Consider the following 17930-nt stretch of genomic DNA (forward strand, 5'->3'; position numbering starts at 1 on the left):
TCGGGCGGTGCAGTCTTCCTATATTGCCGGCAGTCATCAACCGGAATTGCGCCTTGCCGCCACGCCTGACATCCCTCGCCGACGACGCCCGCATCGCGTTTGATAATCTCGCCGACAGGGCAAGCGGCCTCGTCAATCCGACCGTGCGGCTCGGCGTCACCGGCCTCTCCCGCTCCGGTAAGACGGTCTTCATCTCCTCGCTTGTCCACAATCTCCTGCATGGCGGCCGGCTGCCGCTGTTCGAGCCGGTGCAGTCGGGACGCGTTTCGGCCGTGCGGCTGGAGCCTCAGCCCGATGATGCCGTGCCCCGTTTCCAATATGAGGATCATATCCGGGCGCTGGTGAAGGACCGCGTCTGGCCGGATTCCACGCGCGCCATTTCCGAACTGCGCATTACGGTCGATTATCAGAGCGCCAGCGGGTGGAACCGCCTGTTCTCGCCTGGCAGGCTGTCAATCGATATCGTCGATTATCCAGGCGAATGGTTGCTCGACCTGCCGCTGCTCGGCAAGGATTACCGCACGTTCAGCGAGGAAACGATTGCGCTTGCGCAAAACGGCGTGCGCTCCGAACTGTCGCGGGAATGGTTGGCTCTGACACGTGCCGCCGATATAAATGCCGGCGCCGACGAGATGGCAGCCCGCGCGCTTGCCACCGCCTTTGCCGATTACCTCAAGGCCTGCAAGGCCGACGAACGCTCACTCTCCACTTTGCCGCCCGGGCGTCTGCTTCTGCCCGGCGATCTCGACGGCTCGCCGGCACTGACTTTCGCCCCGCTCGTCCTGCCGCCGGGCGCGCGTCCCCATCGCGGCTCGCTCTGGACGATGATGGAGCGGCGTTACGAGGCCTATAAATCCGTGGTCGTCAAACCGTTCTTCCGCGAGCATTTCGCCCGGCTCGACCGGCAGATCGTGCTGGTCGACGCGCTGCAGGCCATGAACCGCGGCCCCGAAGCCGTCCAGGATCTGGAGCGCGCGCTGACCGACGTGCTCGCCTGCTTCCGCCCCGGCACCAACTCGCTGCTCTCGTCGCTGCTGGGGCGCCGTATCGACCGTGTGCTGGTCGCCGCCACCAAGGCCGACCATCTCCATCATGAGAGCCATGATCGGCTCGATGCGCTGACCCGCCGCCTCGTCGATCGCGCCATCGCCCGCATCGGCATGGCCGGAGCCGGAATCGACGTGATGGCGCTCGCTTCCGTGCGCGCCACGCGCGAGGCATCGGTCAAACGCGACGGCCATGAACTGCCTGTCATCGTCGGCACGCCGATGGAGGGTGAAACCATTGCCGGCGAGCGATTCGACGGCCAGAAAAAGACCGCGATCTTCCCCGGAGACCTGCCGCTGGATCCGGAAAGCCTGTTCGACCGCATCGCTTCCGGCGAGACCGCCGATACCCTGCCCGACGTTAACGTCGTCCGATTCCGCCCGCCGCATCTCGAGGAGACCGGCGGCGGCATCAAGCTGTCGGTGCCGCATATCCGCCTTGACCGCGCCATGCAGTTCCTGTTCGGAGACCGTCTCGCATGAGTAAGCCCCCCTCCGATTTGCCGCAACGGCCACCCGCCGCCTTCGCCTATGAGGATGAGGCTGCCGTGCCGCGCGACAATGGTCGGCAACAGCAAGGCCGACGCAGACCGGAAAGCTTCTCGGAAGACATCGTCTTGACGCCTGACGAGGAGGATCCCTTCATCAATCCCGACAGGGATGCGAGCGCAGTGCCGGTGGCGACGCCACGCAAGCGGCGCACCTCCTTCGGCAAGATCGCACTAGGCGCCTTCGGGATCCTGCTATCGCTCGGCATCGGCCTCTGGACCGACCGGCTGATCCGCAATCTCTTCACCCGCGCCGACTGGCTGGGTTATGCAGCTCTTGGCGTGCTGGCGATCGGCATTCTCGCCGTTCTTGCCCTCGTCATCCGCGAGACCGCGGGCATGATGCGCCTTGCCGCTGTTCAAGCGATCAAGGCGGAAGCAGAGGCGGCGATCCTCGAAACACGGCCGGCGAAAGCGCGCGCCGTCGTTGCGCGCCTCACCACGCTTCTTGCGGCCAGCCCCGAGACATCGAAGGGCCGCGCGACGCTGAAGGCGACCGAGGGCGAGGTCATCGACCCCCCGCATCTGATCGCCTTGGCCGAACGCGAACTCCTGGCCCCACTCGACCGCAAAGCGCGGGCGCTCATCGTCAACGCCTCCAAGCGCGTCTCGATCGTTACCGCCGTCAGCCCGCGCGCGATCGTCGATCTGCTTTATGTGCTCTACGAGTCCGTGCGCCTCATCCGCGCCATGGCCGAGCTTTACGGAGGCCGCCCCGGCACGCTCGGCATGTGCCGCCTCCTGCGTGACGTGCTGGCCCATCTCGCCGTCACCGGCTCGATCGCTGTCGGCGACAGTCTCGTCCAGCAGGTGCTCGGCCATGGGCTGGCCTCGAAGCTATCGGCTCGACTCGGCGAAGGCGTGATCAACGGCCTGATGACCGCTCGCATCGGAATCGCGGCGATGGATCTCTGTCGCCCGCTTGCCTTTCGTGCGGTGAAGCGACCGGGAATCGGCGATTTTATCGGCGACCTCACGCCTTCAATGTCGCCGCGCGGCAACAATCCTTAAGCGACGAGGCGATTCCGCAGCTCTCACCTTCCCGTAGGTGAAGTTGGCGAAGTTAAGCAGATTCAACACTGTAGCCGCCGGATCCTAAAATCCGCGCGGCACGACAGAAATCCAATCACTCGCATTTCGGCACAATCGAAAGGAAGGATTAACCATTCTTCGGCAAAACTTGGCACCAGTTCGTGAGTGGTGTTTGCCAAGGAAAATCCATGTATTCGCGCCAGTTTCTCTTCTTATGCGGCCTCGCCGCCGCGGCATTGTCTCCTGTCGCAGACGTCGCTCCGGCAGCCACTGCCGCAACCCGCGACAAGGCCTTCTTCGAATCCGTCACCGGCTCCTGGAAGGGCCCGGGCGAGATCGTCGCCGGCAAGTACAAGGGCACGAAATTCACCTGCAACCTGACCGGTGAACCCACCGGCGACAGCACTGCCGGCATCAAGCTCGATGGAACCTGCCGCGTCGGCGTCTTCAAGCAGCCGATGAGCGCCGTCATCTCGCAGTCGGGCTCCACCTACAAGGGCAAGTTCCTCGACGGCGCCGCCGGCAAGGGTCTTGACGTCGTCTCCGGCGCCGTCACCGAGGATACGGTCGTGGTCGGCATTAACCGCGCCAAGCTGAATGGCGCGATGATCGCCCGCGTGCGTGACGACAAGACGATGAACGTTACCGTGTCGGTCAAGGTCGAAAGCCAGATGATCCCGGTTATCGGCCTGACATTGACTCGTCAGGTCGACGAAATGGCCGTCGGCTCCATCCAGTAGACCGACTGGATTACGGGTTTTCCTGAAGCGGCGGGTTTCCCGCCGTTCGCGTTTCAGAGCCTCAGGCGCTGCGCCACCAGTCGCCGCTATCATCGGCGACCTCGATGCCGGCCACATCGGCCTCCTGCAGCCACTCACTGACTGTCCTGCCCTTGACGAGAAGGCCTGGGGCGATATCGGCAAGCGGCATCAGGACGAAACCGCGGTCGGTCATACGGGGATGCGGCAGCTCCAGCCGCGGCGCCTGCTGGACGACATTGCCATAGGTCAGCACGTCGATATCGAGCGTGCGCGGTCCCCAGCGCTCGATACGCTCGCGTTTCATCTCACGCTCTATCGAAAGACAGACATCGAGCAACGCCTCCGGAGGGAGCCGGGTTTCGACGGCTGCGCAGGCGTTGAAGAAGAACGATTGGTCCGTTTTGCCCCAAGGCGGCGTGCGATAGAGCCGCGATACGGCGGTGACACGACAGTCGTCGCGCCCGTCCAGCCTCTGCAGCGCCGCGGCCATCGCCTTTACCGGATCGCCGATATTGCCGCCGAGGCCGAGTGTGGCCGATTGTGATTCAGCCTCAGGCAAAATGTTCAACACTCACCTGCACGAAATCGAGCACGCCTGGCACTGGCGCATTCGGCTTGCGCACCGTGATCTTCGCCCGGCGCACCTGCGGGAATGTCTGACAGAGGCCCTTGGCGATATCGAGCGCCAGGGCTTCGATGAGGTAGCGTCGCTTGCCAGTGACGATCTCCTCGATCACCGTGAAGGCAATGCCGTAATTGACGGTGTCGTTGATCGAATCGCTTTCCAGCGCTTCGCCGGCAACCACATCGAGCTCGGCGTCGACGAAGAAGCGCTGGCCGAGGAATTCCTCCTCGTCATGCACGCCGTGGCGCGCGAAGAAGGCGCAGTTCTGCAGCGTGATCGTGTAGGTGGTCATGTCGGCCGCTTCCTCTCGAATTCCTGGCGCGCATTGAGCATAGCATCGGCGACAGCAAGCGCATCCCTGTTGATTGCGACATTGTGCACCCGGAAAACCGCAGCCCCCTGAAGCCTGAGCAGCGCGCTTGATGCGGCTGTCGCCACATCCCTCTCCAGCGCCTCGCGCCCCGTCACCGCGCCAAGGAAGCGCTTGCGTGACGTGCCGGCAAGCAGCGGCAGGCCGAAGCGCGACAGTTCGGAAAACCGCGCCATCAGCTCCAGGTTCTCCTCAGCCATCTCCTTGGCGAAGCCGAAACCCGGATCGAGCACGATCTGGTCGATGTTGACTCCGGCCGCGGCGGCGATCGCCAGCGACCGTTCGAGGAAATGCGCCTGGTCCGCGATCACATCGGCAAGTTTAACCCTGTCACGGCCGGTATGCATGATGCAGAGCCCCGCGCCGCTGGCCGCGGCCACATCCGCAATACCTGCATCTTTCTGCAGTCCGAAGACGTCGTTGACGATATGGGCGCCGGCGCCGACGGCAAGCCGCGCCGTCTCGGCACGATAGGTATCGATCGAGATCAGCGCCTCGGTGCGACCGCGCAGCGCCTCGATGACGGGCAACACCCGCGCCTGCTCTTCCGAAGGGCTGACCGACAACGCACCAGGCCGGGTCGATTCGCCACCGATGTCAATGATCGCAGCACCATCGCTGACCGCCTGCAATGCATGTTCGACGGCGGCATCGACGGTTTCAAAACGTCCGCCGTCGGAGAAGGAGTCCGGCGTAACATTGATGATCGCCATGATCGCCGAACGACCGCCGAGTTCGATTTCCCGGCCATGGCCGACACGCCAGAAACTGCCTTCGAGCCCTGTCACCAGACTTGTCCTATTGATGACGAAAAAAGCCGCCATCCGATATTGCGCTTACGGTGGCTATGCCCCAAGCTCCTGCCGATTTCAACATGGGTTGCGTTCAGAATGCCGCTTGCAATGCGTTATATGTGCCTTCCTGTCGCCTTTTCCATTGCTCTTTCCGTCAGCAGTCCAGCGGCAGCCGAAGTGATCGCATCGAAAAGTTATTCCTATTTCGACATCCGCGGCAAAACCGCCGATGAGCTCGACCGGGAGCTCAGCCGGCGCGGCCCGACGGCGAGCGGTTCGTCGGCACGCCATCCCGGCGCCACCAAGATACGCTTCGGCGGCGAGGCCACCTATATCCAGGATAATGGCCGATGCCGCGTCGGCAATGTCAAGGTCACCGTTCACACCCAGGTCATACTGCCGCGCTGGAACAGCCGCAGAGGCGCCAGCAAGGAGCTGTCGATGATATGGGACGCACTGTCGAGCGACATCAAGCGCCATGAGGAGCGTCATGCCGAAATCGCCAGAGACCAGGCCCGCGCCATGGAGCGCGCCATCCGCGCATTGCCGCAGCAGCGCAACTGCGAGGCCATGCAGGAGCTCGTCTCCAACGAATCAACTCGCGGCATAGAGGAGCACGATCGGCTGCAGGCGCGATTCGACCGGGTTGAGGCGGTCAACTTCCAGAAGCGCATGCTGAGATTGCTGAAAAATCGAATCAATGGTCGAGCCGGCGGAAATTAAGGCCTTTTCGAGCTGGTGACGAGCGGAAAAACTTAGCTGCGCAACGAAACTTGTGCGAAACTTACCCCTTCCCCAGCGTTTTAATGGTCATTTTTCATTCTGGCAGACTCAACCGGAACGCGTTAATATGAACACATTCGAAAGTTCAGGTACGGCATCTGGACTTTCCTCGTTGGGTTCTCCTGGCGCGTTCCGAAGCCGCGGATGTTCCTCCCTCATCCGTTGGTAATGCGCCCGCCTCGCCTCGCTCGCACCAGCGCGCGAGGCGTCTTTTTTGTGGTGATGATGTCGGATATTCGCCTCCGAAAATCGATTCCGATTTTCGGGCCGATGCGCTGGCGCGAAACGCAGAGCGCCTCAGGCCTGGCGTTCGGGCACGTGCACGACGAGCCCGTCATAAGCGGCCTTCATCCGGATCTGACAGGAGAGCCGCGAGGTCGGGCGCACGTCGAAGGCGAAGTCGAGCATATCCTCTTCCATCGCTTCCGGCTGGCCGACCTTTTCCGTCCATTCCTCGTCGACATAGACGTGACAGGTGGCGCAGGCGCAGGCGCCGCCGCATTCGGCCTCGATGCCGGGCACCGAATTGCGCACGGCATTCTCCATCACGGTGGAGCCTTGGTCGACGTCGAGGTCGAAGCGCGTGCCGTCGAAGGCGACGATGGTAAGTTTGGGCATCAGGACTATTTCCGGTCTTCAAATGGGTGGGCGGAGTTTCTTCCGACAATTCGACGCGTCAGTCAACATTCGGAAATCCGCCCTAACCTCGCAGATCCGGCCCTCGCCCGCCGTCTTCAAAGCGTCATCTGGGGCGTCGCAAAAAGACCCGTGGTTCCGCAATGAAACAACGGGCCTCGTTCGATCAACGAAAGAAAAGTTGGAGGTCAGCCGCGGCAGAGCTTGAGAATGAAATTCTCGGCATCGAGAACGGCAGCGCCGAGCGCCGCCATCGCGCTGGCATCGCCGCCGGTCTCCTCGACGACTTCAGCCGTCTGCGACACGTGGAATGCGCCGACCGAACTCGCCGCACCTTTCAGCCGATGCGCGGCCGCGCCGACACGCACGGTCTCACCGCTCGCCATATCCTGGAGGCACGCCCGCGCCTGGCGCGCAAACATCTGAAGGACTTCGATTTCCAGAGACTTGTCGCCCATCGTCTGCTTTGCGAGATGGACGAGATCGATCGGCCGGACCTTCGAGGGGCACGGCCCCTTTGCATTATCAGGCGCCTCGAATACGATCTTCAATGCTGCCAGCTGGGCCGCCATTTGCCATTTCTCCCGTCTCAGGTCGTCCGCACTTGCTACAGTTCTGCGTCGGGAGGGTGGCCATCGCGTTAAATTCCGGCACATCGGGCGCGAAAATCTCACCATATGGTTAACATCCGTTAAATATCACTAAATTATTGGTTTTTAAGCAGGGCCTCGGATTCAAAGGTGTTAACAACGGGTTAACGAGCCATGAATCTCAAGCCTTCATTAATTGTGTGCAGAGCCCAGATGTGTCACTACGATACTGGTGGAGCGGGTTTATGGCACGCGCCTTTGCCGAGTGAGTGGATAATGGTAGTGTTTTGATACCTTCCGTTTGAAAAAGCGGCTATCTACTCTGAAATGACATGCTTATCCGTCCGCGGTTGGGATGGAGGGCCGCAACGGCAAAGTTGTTCCCGGGCAGGCGGAAGCCGGGGGTGCGCTGCCGGGCCGGCCGACAGTAACGAGGCGTAACCGAATGGCGAATAACAAATATAATGAGTCGATCGAGGACAAGGCGTTCAAGGCATTGGACGAGGCGCTCCAGATCGACTTTGGCAAGGACAATGTGCCGTCTCGCCACGGCGACGCGCCCCAGGCGCCGGAGGGTAATGTGTCTGATCCATCGAATGCGCGCAATCAGCAGGCCCAGGAAGAAGCGCGGCGCCGCAGCCGCCGCGGCGCCGGGGCCGAGCAGGCTTCCAGGGCTTCGGCCTTCGCGCCCGCCAATGATGCCAGCCGCAATACGCCCGCCTCGATCCTGAAATCCTTCGACGGCGCTTCCAGCCGCTCGGCCATGCGCACCGCTACCCTGTTTTCCGTGCTTTGGGTCATGGCGGGCCTCGGCCTGATGTCGCTGCTTTATGCGCCGCAGATCTGGCAGATCCGCTCGATCGCCGATCTCGTCGCCCTGCCCGGCGTCATTGCCGGCCTGGTCGGCATCATCATTCCGGTGATGTTGTTCTATGCTTTCGCCATCATGATCTCCCGCGCCCAGGACATGCGCAACGCCGCCCGCTCCATGGCAGAGGTGGCATTGCGCCTGGCGGAGCCGGAAACAATCGCCTCCGAACGCATCATGACCGTTGGCCAGGCGGTGCGCCGCGAGGTCTCGGCCATGAACGAAGGCATCGAGCGCACCATCGCGCGCGCTTCCGAGCTGGAAACGCTGGTCCATTCCGAAGTCAACGCGCTGGAACGCTCCTATGCGGACAACGAGCTGCGCGTGCGCGGTCTTGTCCATGAACTCGGCTCGGAGCGGGAGGCGATCGTCAATCATGCCGACCGCATCCGCACCTCGATCGGCAGCGTCCACGACCAGCTGAAGGAAGAACTGTCGCTGGCGACCGAAGAGATCGCCGTGCGGCTCGCCACATCGGGTGAAGCCTTTGCCTCGCTGATCGACACGCGCGCAGCGACGATCCTGGAAAAATCGGACAGCGCCCTGCAGTCGATGGGCAGCCTGCTTGCCGCCAAGACCGACAGCCTCCTCCAGACACTGAACGCCTCCGGTTTTGCGCTCGCCACCGAATTCGATAACCGCCTCGAGGCGCTCTCCGTCAACCTCAACGAACACGGCGAAAGACTGCTCAGCCAGTTCGAGACGCGCGCCTCGACCATGGACAGCAGCACCGAGAAGCTGAACGCGGCGCTGAACGAGCGCACGCATCAGCTGAACGAGATCCTGATCGCCCGCACCCGCGAGATCAACGAGAGCCTGACATCGGGCGAACGCACCATCGGCGGGACGCTGGACGACGTGCTGTCCAAGCTGAACAGCGCGCTCGATGAGAAGGGCGCAAGCTTCCGCCAGAGCCTGCAGAGCACCGCCGACGACGCCGTCATGGATCTCGACCTGCGCTCGGGCTTCTTGGAAGAACGCCTGCAGACGACCGTTGCCCAGCTGTCGACCGCCTTCGACGAGCGTGTCGCCGAATTCACCAGCGCTTTCGACAAGCGCACCGGCTCGCTCGACACCAAGCTGATGGAGAGCCTTGCCCGCATCAACGAAACCCTGACCGGCGGTTCGGATTCGATCGAGGGCATTTTGACTTCCAGCATCGACCGGCTCGGCTCCTCGATGACCGACCAGTCGCTGGCGCTCGCGACTGCGCTCGCAACCGGTCATGAAGTGCTGGAGAGCACGCTCAACAGCCGCACGGAAGAAATCACCACCGCACTCACCAGCCGCACCGGCGAGCTGACCTCGGCGCTGCAGAGCGCCACGTCGGACATCGCGCTGGCGCTTGCATCAGGCACCTCCGATCTGCAGAACAATCTTCAGGCCCGCTCGGCCGAATTCCGCGATACGCTGCGCACAACCACTACCGATTTGACCGCCGCCGTTGCCGCCGGCACCGAGCAGGTCACGACGGCCTTCGGCGGCCGCGCAGAGGAACTCACCAGCGTATTGACAGCGCGCGCAGCAGAAATCCGGGACGCGGTTGGCACAGCCCATGAGCGTATTGACAGCGTCATGTCGGAGCGCGGCGGAGCGCTGATCGACGCGCTAACCACCCATCACGGCCGCTTCGAGGAAGCGCTGACGACCCGCTCCGACGCTATCATCAACGCCGTTTCCGGCACCCATGACCGTCTTGCGGAAACGCTTGACGAAAAGGCGATGGCACTTGCCATTTCCCTGAACGAGAGCCAGGCCCGCATCGAGGATACGCTCGAAACCCGCTCCGAGGCGCTGCTCACCGCCGTTTCCGGCACCCATGACCGCCTCTCCGAAACCCTTGATGAAAAGGCGATGGCGCTCGCCATCTCCTTGAACGAAAGCCAGAGCCGCATCGAAGACACGCTGGAGACCCGTTCCGCGGCTTTCCTCAACGCCGTCTCAGGCACGCATGATCGGCTATCGGAAACGCTGGATACCAAGGCAGCAGCCCTGACGGCTTCGCTCGACGAGCGCCATGCCCGCATCGAAGACGCGCTTGGAACCCGCGCCGAAGCATTGTTGAACAGTGTGTCCGGCACGAGCGACCGGCTTGCCGAAACCCTTGATGAAAAGGCGATGGCGCTTGCCATTTCCTTGAACGAGAGCCAGACCCGCATCGAGCAAACGCTCGCAACCGGTTCGGCGGGCCTGCTGAACGCCGTTTCCGGCACTCATGACCTGTTTGCCGAGACGCTGGAAGGTAAGGCGGCAGCTTTTGCCAACTCGCTGAGCGAGACCCAGTCACGCATCGAAAATACGCTCCAAAGCCGCTCCGCGGCCCTGCTGGATGCTGTATCCGGCACTCATGACCGCCTCGCCGAGACGCTCGACGAAAAGGCGATGGCGCTTGCCATGTCACTGACCGAAGGCCAGGCCCGCATCGAGGACACGCTGCAGACCCGGTCGGCAGCGCTGCTGAATGCAGTCTCCGGCACCCATGATCGCCTGTCGGAAACGCTGGACGAGAAAGCGATGGCGCTCGCAATCTCGCTCAATGAGAATCAGACGCGGATCGAAGACACGCTGGCAGCCCGCTCCGAAGCTTTCCTCAAGGCCGTCTCCGGTACGCATGAGCGCATCGCCGAAACCCTTGACGAGAAGGCATCGGCACTGACCGCCTCCTTGAACGAAGGCCAGAGCCGCCTGCAGGACACGCTGGAGAGCCGCTCGGAATCCTTCCTCAATGCGGTTTCCACCACCCATGACCGCCTGTCCGAGACGCTCGACGATCGGGCGATGGCCCTTGCCATATCGCTGAACGAGAGCCAGAGCCGTCTCGAGGAGACGCTGACATCAGGCGCCGATGCGATCACCAATGCGGTCTCCGGCACACATGAACGCCTGAATGGCGTGCTCGACCAGAAGGCCAGCGCGTTGGCCGCCTCGCTGAACGAAGGGCAGGTCCGCCTCGAGGAAGCCCTGGGACATCGCGCAGCCGCGCTTGTCGGTGCCGTAACGGCAAGCCATGACCGGCTCACCGATAGGCTCGACGAAAAGACCATGGCGCTCGCCATTTCGCTCGATGACAACCAGAGCCGATTCGACAGCGCCCTCGAAGCCCGCAGCAATGCGATCATGGAGGCCGTCACCAGTGCCGAGGCCCGTGTTGCCGGCGCCTTTGCCGACAAGACGGATGCCATCCACAACGCCTATGCCGACAATCAGCGGCGGCTTGAATCGGCGCTCTCCGAGCACAGCGCGGCTCTTTCGGGCATTCTCGATGCGGGCGGCGCCCGCTTTGAGGATCTCGTCGGCGGCTTGACCGGCCGCATCGAGGGCCGCCTCAGCGACGCCCATGCGCGGCTTGGGGGTCTGGCCGAGGAGGCCGCGGCACGCATCGAAGGCGGGCTTGCTTCCGCCCATGAGCGGATCCGCACGACGCTCGAGGACCGCGGCAATGCCATCGAGCTGTCGCTGAGCCAGGCGCATGCGCAGATCAGCGATACACTCACCGAACAGGCGACCAACATCGGCACTTCGGTGGCGACGAGCGTCAGCATGCTCGAAATGTCGCTGGAAGACCGAGAAGCCTCGATCCGCCAGGCGATCGATGCCGGCGCCCAGACGCTGGAAGATCGCATGCGCGCCGGCGCCGGCCAGATCGCCGGCCGCTTCCAGGAGGCGGCGAACACGATCTCGAGCTCCGCACAGAACCTCTCCACCCATCTCGACCAGTCGGTCGAGAACCTTGCTGGACGCCTTGAAGAAACCGGTTCTCGCATGGAATCCGGCCTTACAGCGATCGAGACCCGCATCCGCGACGGCGTCGGCGGCGTTGCCGAAAAGATCGAAGCCGCCAGCAGCCACCTCTCCGGCGTGCTTGCCAACGGCATTTCCCGACTTGGCGCACTCGGTGACGACGCCACTCAACGCATCTCGACGACGCTCGAAGGCAGCGCCGCCAATCTTACGCAGGCAATCGACAGCCGCACGGCCAGTCTGGCCGAGACGCTGGACAGCCGCACGACCACACTTGCAGGCGCCATCGAGGGCCGCACGGCAAGTCTCGGCGAAACCCTTGACCGCGGCAACGAACGCATCGAGGAACGCCTGTCCACCATGGATCGCGCCTTGACCGTCGGCCTCGAAGCCGTCAACCGCACCATCGAGGGCAAGGCCGCCGGCCTCGCCTCGACGTTGCGCAGCGCGGTGGCCGAAGCAGCCCAGGGAATGGAAGGCGAAGCAACGAGAACGACGGAACTGCTTGGCAAGACCGGCCAGCAGTTCGCCGAGGATCTCAATGCGAAAAGCGACGAATTCACCCGCACCATGGATGAGCGCTCGTCGCAGATCGTCACGCGGGTTGCCGAAGCGCAGAACCGCCTGGCAACTCAGGCCGCTGCCGTCGCCCAGACCTTCTCGGAAGCCGGCAATGCAATCGTCAACAAGGTCGCCGAGGCCGAGACGGTTGTCGGCACCCAGGTCAATGCCATTTCCAAGGCCCTGTCGGATGCCGGCCAGTCGCTCGAGGCACGCGGCAATGCCATCCGCACGACCCTGTCCGGGGCCGGCAGCGAGATTTCCGCCACCATGGCGGATGTCGAGCGGGCGCTCGAAGCCCGCAGCAGCGCCATCCGCTCCAATCTCGAGGAGCGCGTCCGCGAGATCGATACTTCCCTCTCCGACGTCGACCGGGCGCTCGAAGCGCGTGGCAACTCGATCCGCTCGACGCTTGAGGAACGCACCCGCGACCTCAACTCGATGCTATCAGGCCGCTCTGTCGAATTGACCCGCATTCTCGACGAAACCGCCCGCCCGATCATCGATCGCTACACCGATGCCGGCGAGCAGGCCGCTGCCCGCATTACCGCCGCAGCCAATCTCAGCGCCGACCGCCTGCGCGCCGAGAACGAAGCGCTCGCCAGCGCCGTTGCCGCCCGCACCGAGAATGTCGCCAACGCCGTCAGCGCCATCGAGAACAGTCTGGTCGGCAACGTCAACGGCCTGGTTCAGCGCATGTCGGAAAGCAGCGCGGCGATGGCGATGATGATGAACCGCGCCGCCGAACAGTTGACGAGCGTCGACGGGCGTCTCGGCGAAACCACGACCCGCTTTGCCGACTCCGCCACCAAGGCTGCCGAAATGGTCAATGCCTCGACCAGGCTTCTCGAAGGCAAGGTCGACCGCCTATCCGACATATCTGGCCAGACGCTGGCCCAAGTCGGCAGCATCATCGGCCGCTTCGACGAACACTCCAAGGTTCTGACTCAGGCCTCACAGCTTCTGGGTGCTGCCCAATCCAACCTCGCCTCGACGCTCGAGGAGCGTGAAGGTGCGCTGCAGGCCCTCTCCGTCAGCCTGGTCCAGCGCTCCGACGAGATCGAAAAGACCATGCGCGGCCTCGGCGGCATGATTGAAACCGTGTTTGAGCGGGCCGAGCAGCGCTCCAACCAGGTCACCGGCAATCTGCGCCAGGGCGTGCAGTCGTCCTTCGCCGATATCGGCCGCGTTCTGACGGAAACCGAGAAGCGCGCACAGGAGGCCGCCGAGACGATGCGCGAGGCGATCACCCGCGCCGGCGACGAGGCCAACACGACGATCGACAGCACCTTCGCCAATGTCGAGCGCCGTTCCGGTGATCTCTCCAACCGTATTCGCGGCGGCCTCACCGCCTCGCTGTCGGAAGTCGAGCGCATGCTCGGCGAAGCCGGCCGCGCCTCCGACGGTGCCGCCCAGCACATGCGGGAATCGCTGCGCGAGGCGATCGAGGATGCCGTCGGCCGCTTCTCCGGCGCCACCGAGGACATCCGCCGCTCCGCTGCCGACATCCGCAACGAGCTCGACGCCACCCGCGCCGAACTGAAGCGCGGCGCCTTCGACCTGCCCGAGGAAGCCAAGGAAAGCGCCTCGGCCATGCGCCGCGCCGTCGCCGAACAGATCAAGGCCCTGCAGGATATCTCGCAGCTTGTCGGCCGCTCCAGCCAGCAGCTGGAAATCTCCGAGCCTGCCGCCCGCTCGCTTGCCCAGGCGCAGCCGGCTCCGCGCCCGACTCCGCCGGTCGCAGCTCAGCCGCCGCAGCCGTCAGCGCCTGCGCCGATCGAAGCGGCGGGTCTGCGCGGTACGATTGCGCCGTCCGCTCCGGCCGCCGCTCCTCAGCGGGCCGCTCAGCAGCCAGCTCCCACTCGCCAGGAATTGGGCCGCCAGGAACCGGCCCGGGAAAGTGGCGGCTGGATCAGCGATCTTCTGCGGGGCGCATCCCGTGAAGAGGCCGCGGACCAAGCGCCGACCCGTGCTCCCGCCCGCCCGGCGGAAACCGCCGCACCGGCCGCACGCAGCAACGACAGCCGCAATCCGCGCCATGTCGTGGAATCGCTGAATTCGCTCTCCGTCGATATCGCCCGGGCCATCGATCACGATGCGTCGGTCGATCTCTGGCGCCGCTACCAGCGCGGTGAGCGCGACGTCTTCACCCGCCGCCTCTACACGCTGAAGGGCCAGCAGACCTTCGACGAGATCAAGCGCAAATACGACCGCGAACCGGAATTCCGCACCGCTGTCGACCGCTATATCGGCGATTTCGAAAAGCTGCTCGCCGACGTCGCCCGAACCGACCCGAACCAGACAGTCACACAGTCCTATCTGACCTCGGATACGGGGAAGGTTTACACCATGCTCGCCCATGCAGCGGGCAGGCTGAGATAGAGTCTGGCCGATATCGTGGAGCTGAAGCCGCCTGAACATGTGTCAGGCGGCTTTCACTGATGACGGGGGTATGCTCTGCTCCCCAGCCCGGAACCGCGAACGAAATGACCAAGGCCCTTTTGATTATCGACGTGCAGAATGCAATTCTCTCGGGAAAGGCCATGCCGGACCGCCAACCACAGGTCGATTCCGCACTTGATGAGACCGTTGCTCGACTGGCATTGCTCAAGGAAAAGGCGCGACAGGCGGGCGTGCCGATCGTGCTGGTGCAACATGATGGCGATAGCGGCCATCGATTGGCCGTAGACACGCCAGGATGGGCGCTGCGCCGCGAAATTGCACCGCAAACAGGTGAGGTCGTCGTGCGCAAGACGAGCGCCGACTCCTTCTTCGGGACCGATCTTGCCGACCGCTTGCAAGAACGTTCGATTACCCACCTCGTTGTCGGCGGCTGCATGTCGCAATTCTGCGTCGACACGACCGTCAGGCGTGCCGTTTCGCTCGGTTATGACGTGACCTTGGTTGCCGACGGCCACACAACCGGCGACACGGCGACCTTCAGTTTCTCCGAGATTGTCGCCCACCACAACGAAACGCTTGATGGTTTCGATGCGGGTGACGCGACGGTGGAGGTCCGCCCCGCCGTCGACATTGCCTTTTCGTAAAGGCTCTGGCAACAACGCCTGACATCAAATCGGAAGCAGGTAATCGGTCCGATCAGCGCCTGGTCGATCTCCTGGCGCCTCCTGCAGCCGTTTCGACCATGATCGCCCCCCCACGCCTGCAGCAATTCGAAGTGCAGCGGAAAATTCGTGTGAAAGGCGCGCTTCATGCTCATGACGAATTTAGACGTGCCATGCGCGCGATTGTCAAAACCGCAGGGCCCGGGACAAAAGGTATCATCTGTGGATGGGCCTTTTTTATTTGCCCGCCTTCCTTCATTCCGTCACAAACTTTTTCGATCCGCTTGCGTTTAAAGCCAACGGCTCCTCGGCCGTGCAACGAAAGAGACAGCAATACCGATGACCACGACGACATCCCGGCTCCTTGCCATCGCGCTCTCCTCCACCCTGCTGATGGGCGCTTTCATTCCGGCAGAAGCCGGTCAGGCAAGCTTCGTCATCGATGCGCAGTCTGGCAAGGTTCTTGAAGCTTCCAACCAGGACGATCTCAACTATCCCGCGTCGCTGACCAAGATGATGACGCTCTATCTCGCATTCGAGGCGCTGCATGATGGACGCCTCACCTGGGATCAGAAGCTCACCATGTCGGAAAACGCCGAGAGCAAGGAACCCTTCAAGCTTGCCGTCGGCGCTGGCCGCAAGGTGACGCTGCGTGAAGCGGTCGAAAGCATCGTCGTGCTGTCTGCCAACGATTCCGCCGTGGCAATCGCTGAACAGCTCGGCGACTCCGAACAGGCTTTCGCCAGAGCGATGACCGACAAGGCGCGCCAGCTGGGGATGCAGGACACGGTCTTCAAGAACCCATCGGGCCTTCCCGATCCGGAGCAGGTTACCACGGCGCGTGACATGGCCACGCTCGGCCTTTCGCTGATGCGGGACTTCCCCGAGGAATTCAAGCTCTTCTCGATGCGCGGCTTTCAGTTCCGAGGCATGAAACTGCGCGGCCACAACAATCTGATGTATCGCTATGACGGTGTCGACGGCATCAAGACAGGCTATACCGATGCATCGGGCTACAATGTCGTGACCTCGGCGTTGAAGGATGGCCGCCGCGTCGTCGGCGTCGTCATGGGTGAAAAGACTGCAAGCCTGCGCGACGACAAAATGGCGAGCCTCCTCGACAGCACCCTGCCCTCATCACCAACCGCCACCGCCTCCACCACCCCAGGCAGCCAGCCTGCAGCGACGATGACCGACGCGCAACCGACGAAATAACCGGCAAGCCAAGCTGAAAGGGCGCGGCGCACTTTCGCTACCGGAAAGCCACCTCCAGGTTTTGCCGGTCTTGCGCAATTACCCGGCAATTGGTTTCAAAACCTTCGCCCTTGATGGCAAGAATGAATTCCAAAGGAATGCCCGCTGTACTGGAGACCGAAATGCCGGCGCTCTCCACGCCGATCGATTTCACCGTGCAGTCGATGGTCGAGCGCCGGTCGTTGAACAGGATCGCACCTGCCTTCAGCACGCGCCGCCGCGCGCCGATGGCGTGGTCGGCGTGAATGGAACTCGATGAGACGCAGCGGTTGCGCCCACTCTGCTTTGCCTGATACATCGCCGCATCCGCCTGAGCGAGCAGCGTTTCGATGTCTTTGCTGACGATCGAAAGCGCCGACGTTCCGAGGCTTGCCGTGACGTTCAGAGAGCCGTGATGGCCGAAAATGACCTGCGAGGCGATGGCGGCCCTGAGTTTTTCGGCGACGGCCGCCGCTCCTTCCCGATCGACATGCGGCAGAACGACGGCGAATTCCTCGCCCCCGATACGGCCAAACAAATCACCGGCGCGAAGCGTCGACCTGCAGATCGATGCGACCGCCTTGAGAACCGCGTCTCCTGTGGCATGCCCGTGCCCATCGTTCACCTGCTTGAAGTGATCGATATCGAAAACGATGCATGACAGGTCGTGCTGACGCCGCAGCGCGAGCGAAATCAGCTGATCGGCTTCCTGCTTGAATGCACGCCGCGTCATCGCCTCGGTCAGACTGTCGGTGGCGGCAGACTGCACGAGCTCGATGCGGTCCATCGCCGCTCCCGCCAATTCCTCGAGAAGACCGAGGTCCTTGCTGCCGAATGATCTCGGCCGGCGATCGATGGCGCACACGGTTCCGATCATGTGGCCAGCCTTCGTTCTAAGCGGAACGCCGGCATAAAAGCGGATATGGTCCTCGCCCGTGACCGCTGGATGCCTTGCAAAGCGGAGATCCTTGCTGGCATCCGGAACGATAACGGGCTCATCACAGTCGACTACGCAGCGGCAGAACGTGTCTTCCAGCGACACCTCGTCGGCCGACATGCCGGAACAGGCCTTGTACCATTGCCGGTGCGCATCGATCAGCGACACGATGCCGATGTCGACGGAAAAGATCTGCTTTATCAGGCGGACGATCCGCTCGAATCCCTCGTCCCTCGGCGTGTCGAGCAGATCGAGCTGCTGCAACGCGGCCAGCCGGTCCTTTTCTCGCTGAAGCGCTTCCGATGACGACTTTCCGAATACTCGTGCGACCACCATGCAG

13 protein-coding genes are annotated in these 17930 nt (G+C 63.0%); 7 read left to right on the forward strand and 6 right to left on the reverse strand.

Translation table 11 applies throughout. The annotated features are described in order from the left end of the window. Window positions 1-53: 53 nt before the first annotated feature. The 3 genes from HJB91_RS20325 (at window position 54) to HJB91_RS20335 (ending at window position 3366) form a co-directional block, all read left to right on the forward strand. Window positions 54-1529: a YcjX family protein gene (locus HJB91_RS20325; RefSeq protein ID WP_210631119.1), complete on the forward strand. Its 1476-nt coding sequence runs from the start codon at window positions 54-56 to the stop codon at window positions 1527-1529. Beyond that, window positions 1526-2605 (forward strand): YcjF family protein, encoded by a 1080-nt coding sequence (locus HJB91_RS20330; RefSeq protein WP_210631118.1) that lies wholly within the window; start codon window positions 1526-1528, stop codon window positions 2603-2605. The genes HJB91_RS20325 and HJB91_RS20330 overlap by 4 nt, the downstream gene beginning before the upstream one ends. A gap of 209 nt (window positions 2606-2814) precedes the next feature. After that, entirely contained in the window at window positions 2815-3366 is a 552-nt protein-coding gene (locus tag HJB91_RS20335) for a hypothetical protein (protein ID WP_011425593.1), read from the forward strand. 61 nt (window positions 3367-3427) lie between these two features. Here HJB91_RS20335 and folK read toward each other — a convergent pair whose 3' ends face one another. The 3 genes from folK to folP are packed head-to-tail and all read right to left on the reverse strand — an operon-like array spanning window position 3428 to window position 5170. Next, a complete protein-coding gene (gene folK / locus HJB91_RS20340; RefSeq protein WP_210631618.1) occupies window positions 3428-3946 on the reverse strand; it encodes a 2-amino-4-hydroxy-6-hydroxymethyldihydropteridine diphosphokinase in 519 nt (172 codons plus the stop codon). Beyond that, window positions 3939-4304: a dihydroneopterin aldolase gene (folB, locus tag HJB91_RS20345; RefSeq protein ID WP_008525873.1), complete on the reverse strand. Its 366-nt coding sequence runs from the start codon at window positions 4302-4304 to the stop codon at window positions 3939-3941. Before folB ends, folK begins: the two co-directional genes overlap by 8 nt. Continuing rightward, window positions 4301-5170 (reverse strand): dihydropteroate synthase, encoded by an 870-nt coding sequence (folP, locus tag HJB91_RS20350; protein WP_221155795.1) that lies wholly within the window; start codon window positions 5168-5170, stop codon window positions 4301-4303. The genes folB and folP overlap by 4 nt, the downstream gene beginning before the upstream one ends. A gap of 102 nt (window positions 5171-5272) precedes the next feature. On the opposite strand from folP, the gene HJB91_RS20355 reads away from it, so the two are divergent. Further along, the gene (locus tag HJB91_RS20355) at window positions 5273-5899 is read left to right on the forward strand and encodes a DUF922 domain-containing Zn-dependent protease (RefSeq protein ID WP_210631116.1); all 627 of its coding nucleotides are present in this window, start codon (window positions 5273-5275) and stop codon (window positions 5897-5899) included. A 357-nt stretch (window positions 5900-6256) separates the two neighbouring features. Here HJB91_RS20355 and HJB91_RS20360 read toward each other — a convergent pair whose 3' ends face one another. After that, on the reverse strand, window positions 6257-6577 hold the full coding sequence (locus HJB91_RS20360) for a 2Fe-2S iron-sulfur cluster-binding protein (RefSeq protein WP_011425597.1): 321 nt from the start codon (window positions 6575-6577) through the stop codon (window positions 6257-6259). Between the two features lie 206 nt (window positions 6578-6783). Beyond that, window positions 6784-7167 (reverse strand): Hpt domain-containing protein, encoded by a 384-nt coding sequence (locus HJB91_RS20365; protein WP_210631115.1) that lies wholly within the window; start codon window positions 7165-7167, stop codon window positions 6784-6786. Window positions 7168-7630: 463 nt separating this feature from the next. On the opposite strand from HJB91_RS20365, the gene HJB91_RS20370 reads away from it, so the two are divergent. From HJB91_RS20370 to HJB91_RS20380, 3 genes are all read left to right on the forward strand, one after another. Beyond that, on the forward strand, window positions 7631-14737 hold the full coding sequence (locus HJB91_RS20370) for a hypothetical protein (RefSeq protein WP_221155796.1): 7107 nt from the start codon (window positions 7631-7633) through the stop codon (window positions 14735-14737). A 104-nt stretch (window positions 14738-14841) separates the two neighbouring features. Beyond that, window positions 14842-15402, forward strand: coding sequence for a cysteine hydrolase family protein (locus tag HJB91_RS20375; protein ID WP_210631113.1), 561 nt, complete (start codon window positions 14842-14844; stop codon window positions 15400-15402). A gap of 357 nt (window positions 15403-15759) precedes the next feature. Then, window positions 15760-16635, forward strand: coding sequence for a D-alanyl-D-alanine carboxypeptidase family protein (locus HJB91_RS20380; protein ID WP_210631112.1), 876 nt, complete (start codon window positions 15760-15762; stop codon window positions 16633-16635). Window positions 16636-16672: 37 nt separating this feature from the next. On the opposite strand, the gene HJB91_RS20385 is transcribed toward HJB91_RS20380, so the two are convergent. Continuing rightward, window positions 16673-17926 carry a sensor domain-containing diguanylate cyclase gene (locus tag HJB91_RS20385; protein WP_221155797.1) on the reverse strand — a complete coding sequence of 418 codons (1254 nt, stop codon included), beginning with the start codon at window positions 17924-17926 and terminating at the stop codon, window positions 16673-16675. Window positions 17927-17930: the final 4 nt, after the last annotated feature.

This window comes from Rhizobium sp. NLR10b, assembly GCF_019685435.1.
Taxonomy (GTDB): Bacteria; Pseudomonadota; Alphaproteobacteria; order Rhizobiales; family Rhizobiaceae; genus Rhizobium.

Excerpts from the sequence above, each read along its gene's own strand:
- HJB91_RS20380 (WP_210631112.1), top strand. The coding sequence starts at position 15,760 with ATGACCACGACGACATCCCGGCTCCTTGCCATCGCGCTCTCCTCCACC.
- HJB91_RS20385 (WP_221155797.1), bottom strand. The coding sequence starts at position 17,926 with ATGGTGGTCGCACGAGTATTCGGAAAGTCGTCATCGGAAGCGCTTCAG.
- HJB91_RS20330 (WP_210631118.1), top strand. The coding sequence starts at position 1,526 with ATGAGTAAGCCCCCCTCCGATTTGCCGCAACGGCCACCCGCCGCCTTC.
- folB (WP_008525873.1), bottom strand. The coding sequence starts at position 4,304 with ATGACCACCTACACGATCACGCTGCAGAACTGCGCCTTCTTCGCGCGC.
- HJB91_RS20370 (WP_221155796.1), top strand. The coding sequence starts at position 7,631 with ATGGCGAATAACAAATATAATGAGTCGATCGAGGACAAGGCGTTCAAG.
- HJB91_RS20360 (WP_011425597.1), bottom strand. The coding sequence starts at position 6,577 with ATGCCCAAACTTACCATCGTCGCCTTCGACGGCACGCGCTTCGACCTC.
- HJB91_RS20355 (WP_210631116.1), top strand. The coding sequence starts at position 5,273 with ATGCCGCTTGCAATGCGTTATATGTGCCTTCCTGTCGCCTTTTCCATT.
- HJB91_RS20375 (WP_210631113.1), top strand. The coding sequence starts at position 14,842 with ATGACCAAGGCCCTTTTGATTATCGACGTGCAGAATGCAATTCTCTCG.
- HJB91_RS20335 (WP_011425593.1), top strand. The coding sequence starts at position 2,815 with ATGTATTCGCGCCAGTTTCTCTTCTTATGCGGCCTCGCCGCCGCGGCA.
- HJB91_RS20365 (WP_210631115.1), bottom strand. The coding sequence starts at position 7,167 with ATGGCGGCCCAGCTGGCAGCATTGAAGATCGTATTCGAGGCGCCTGAT.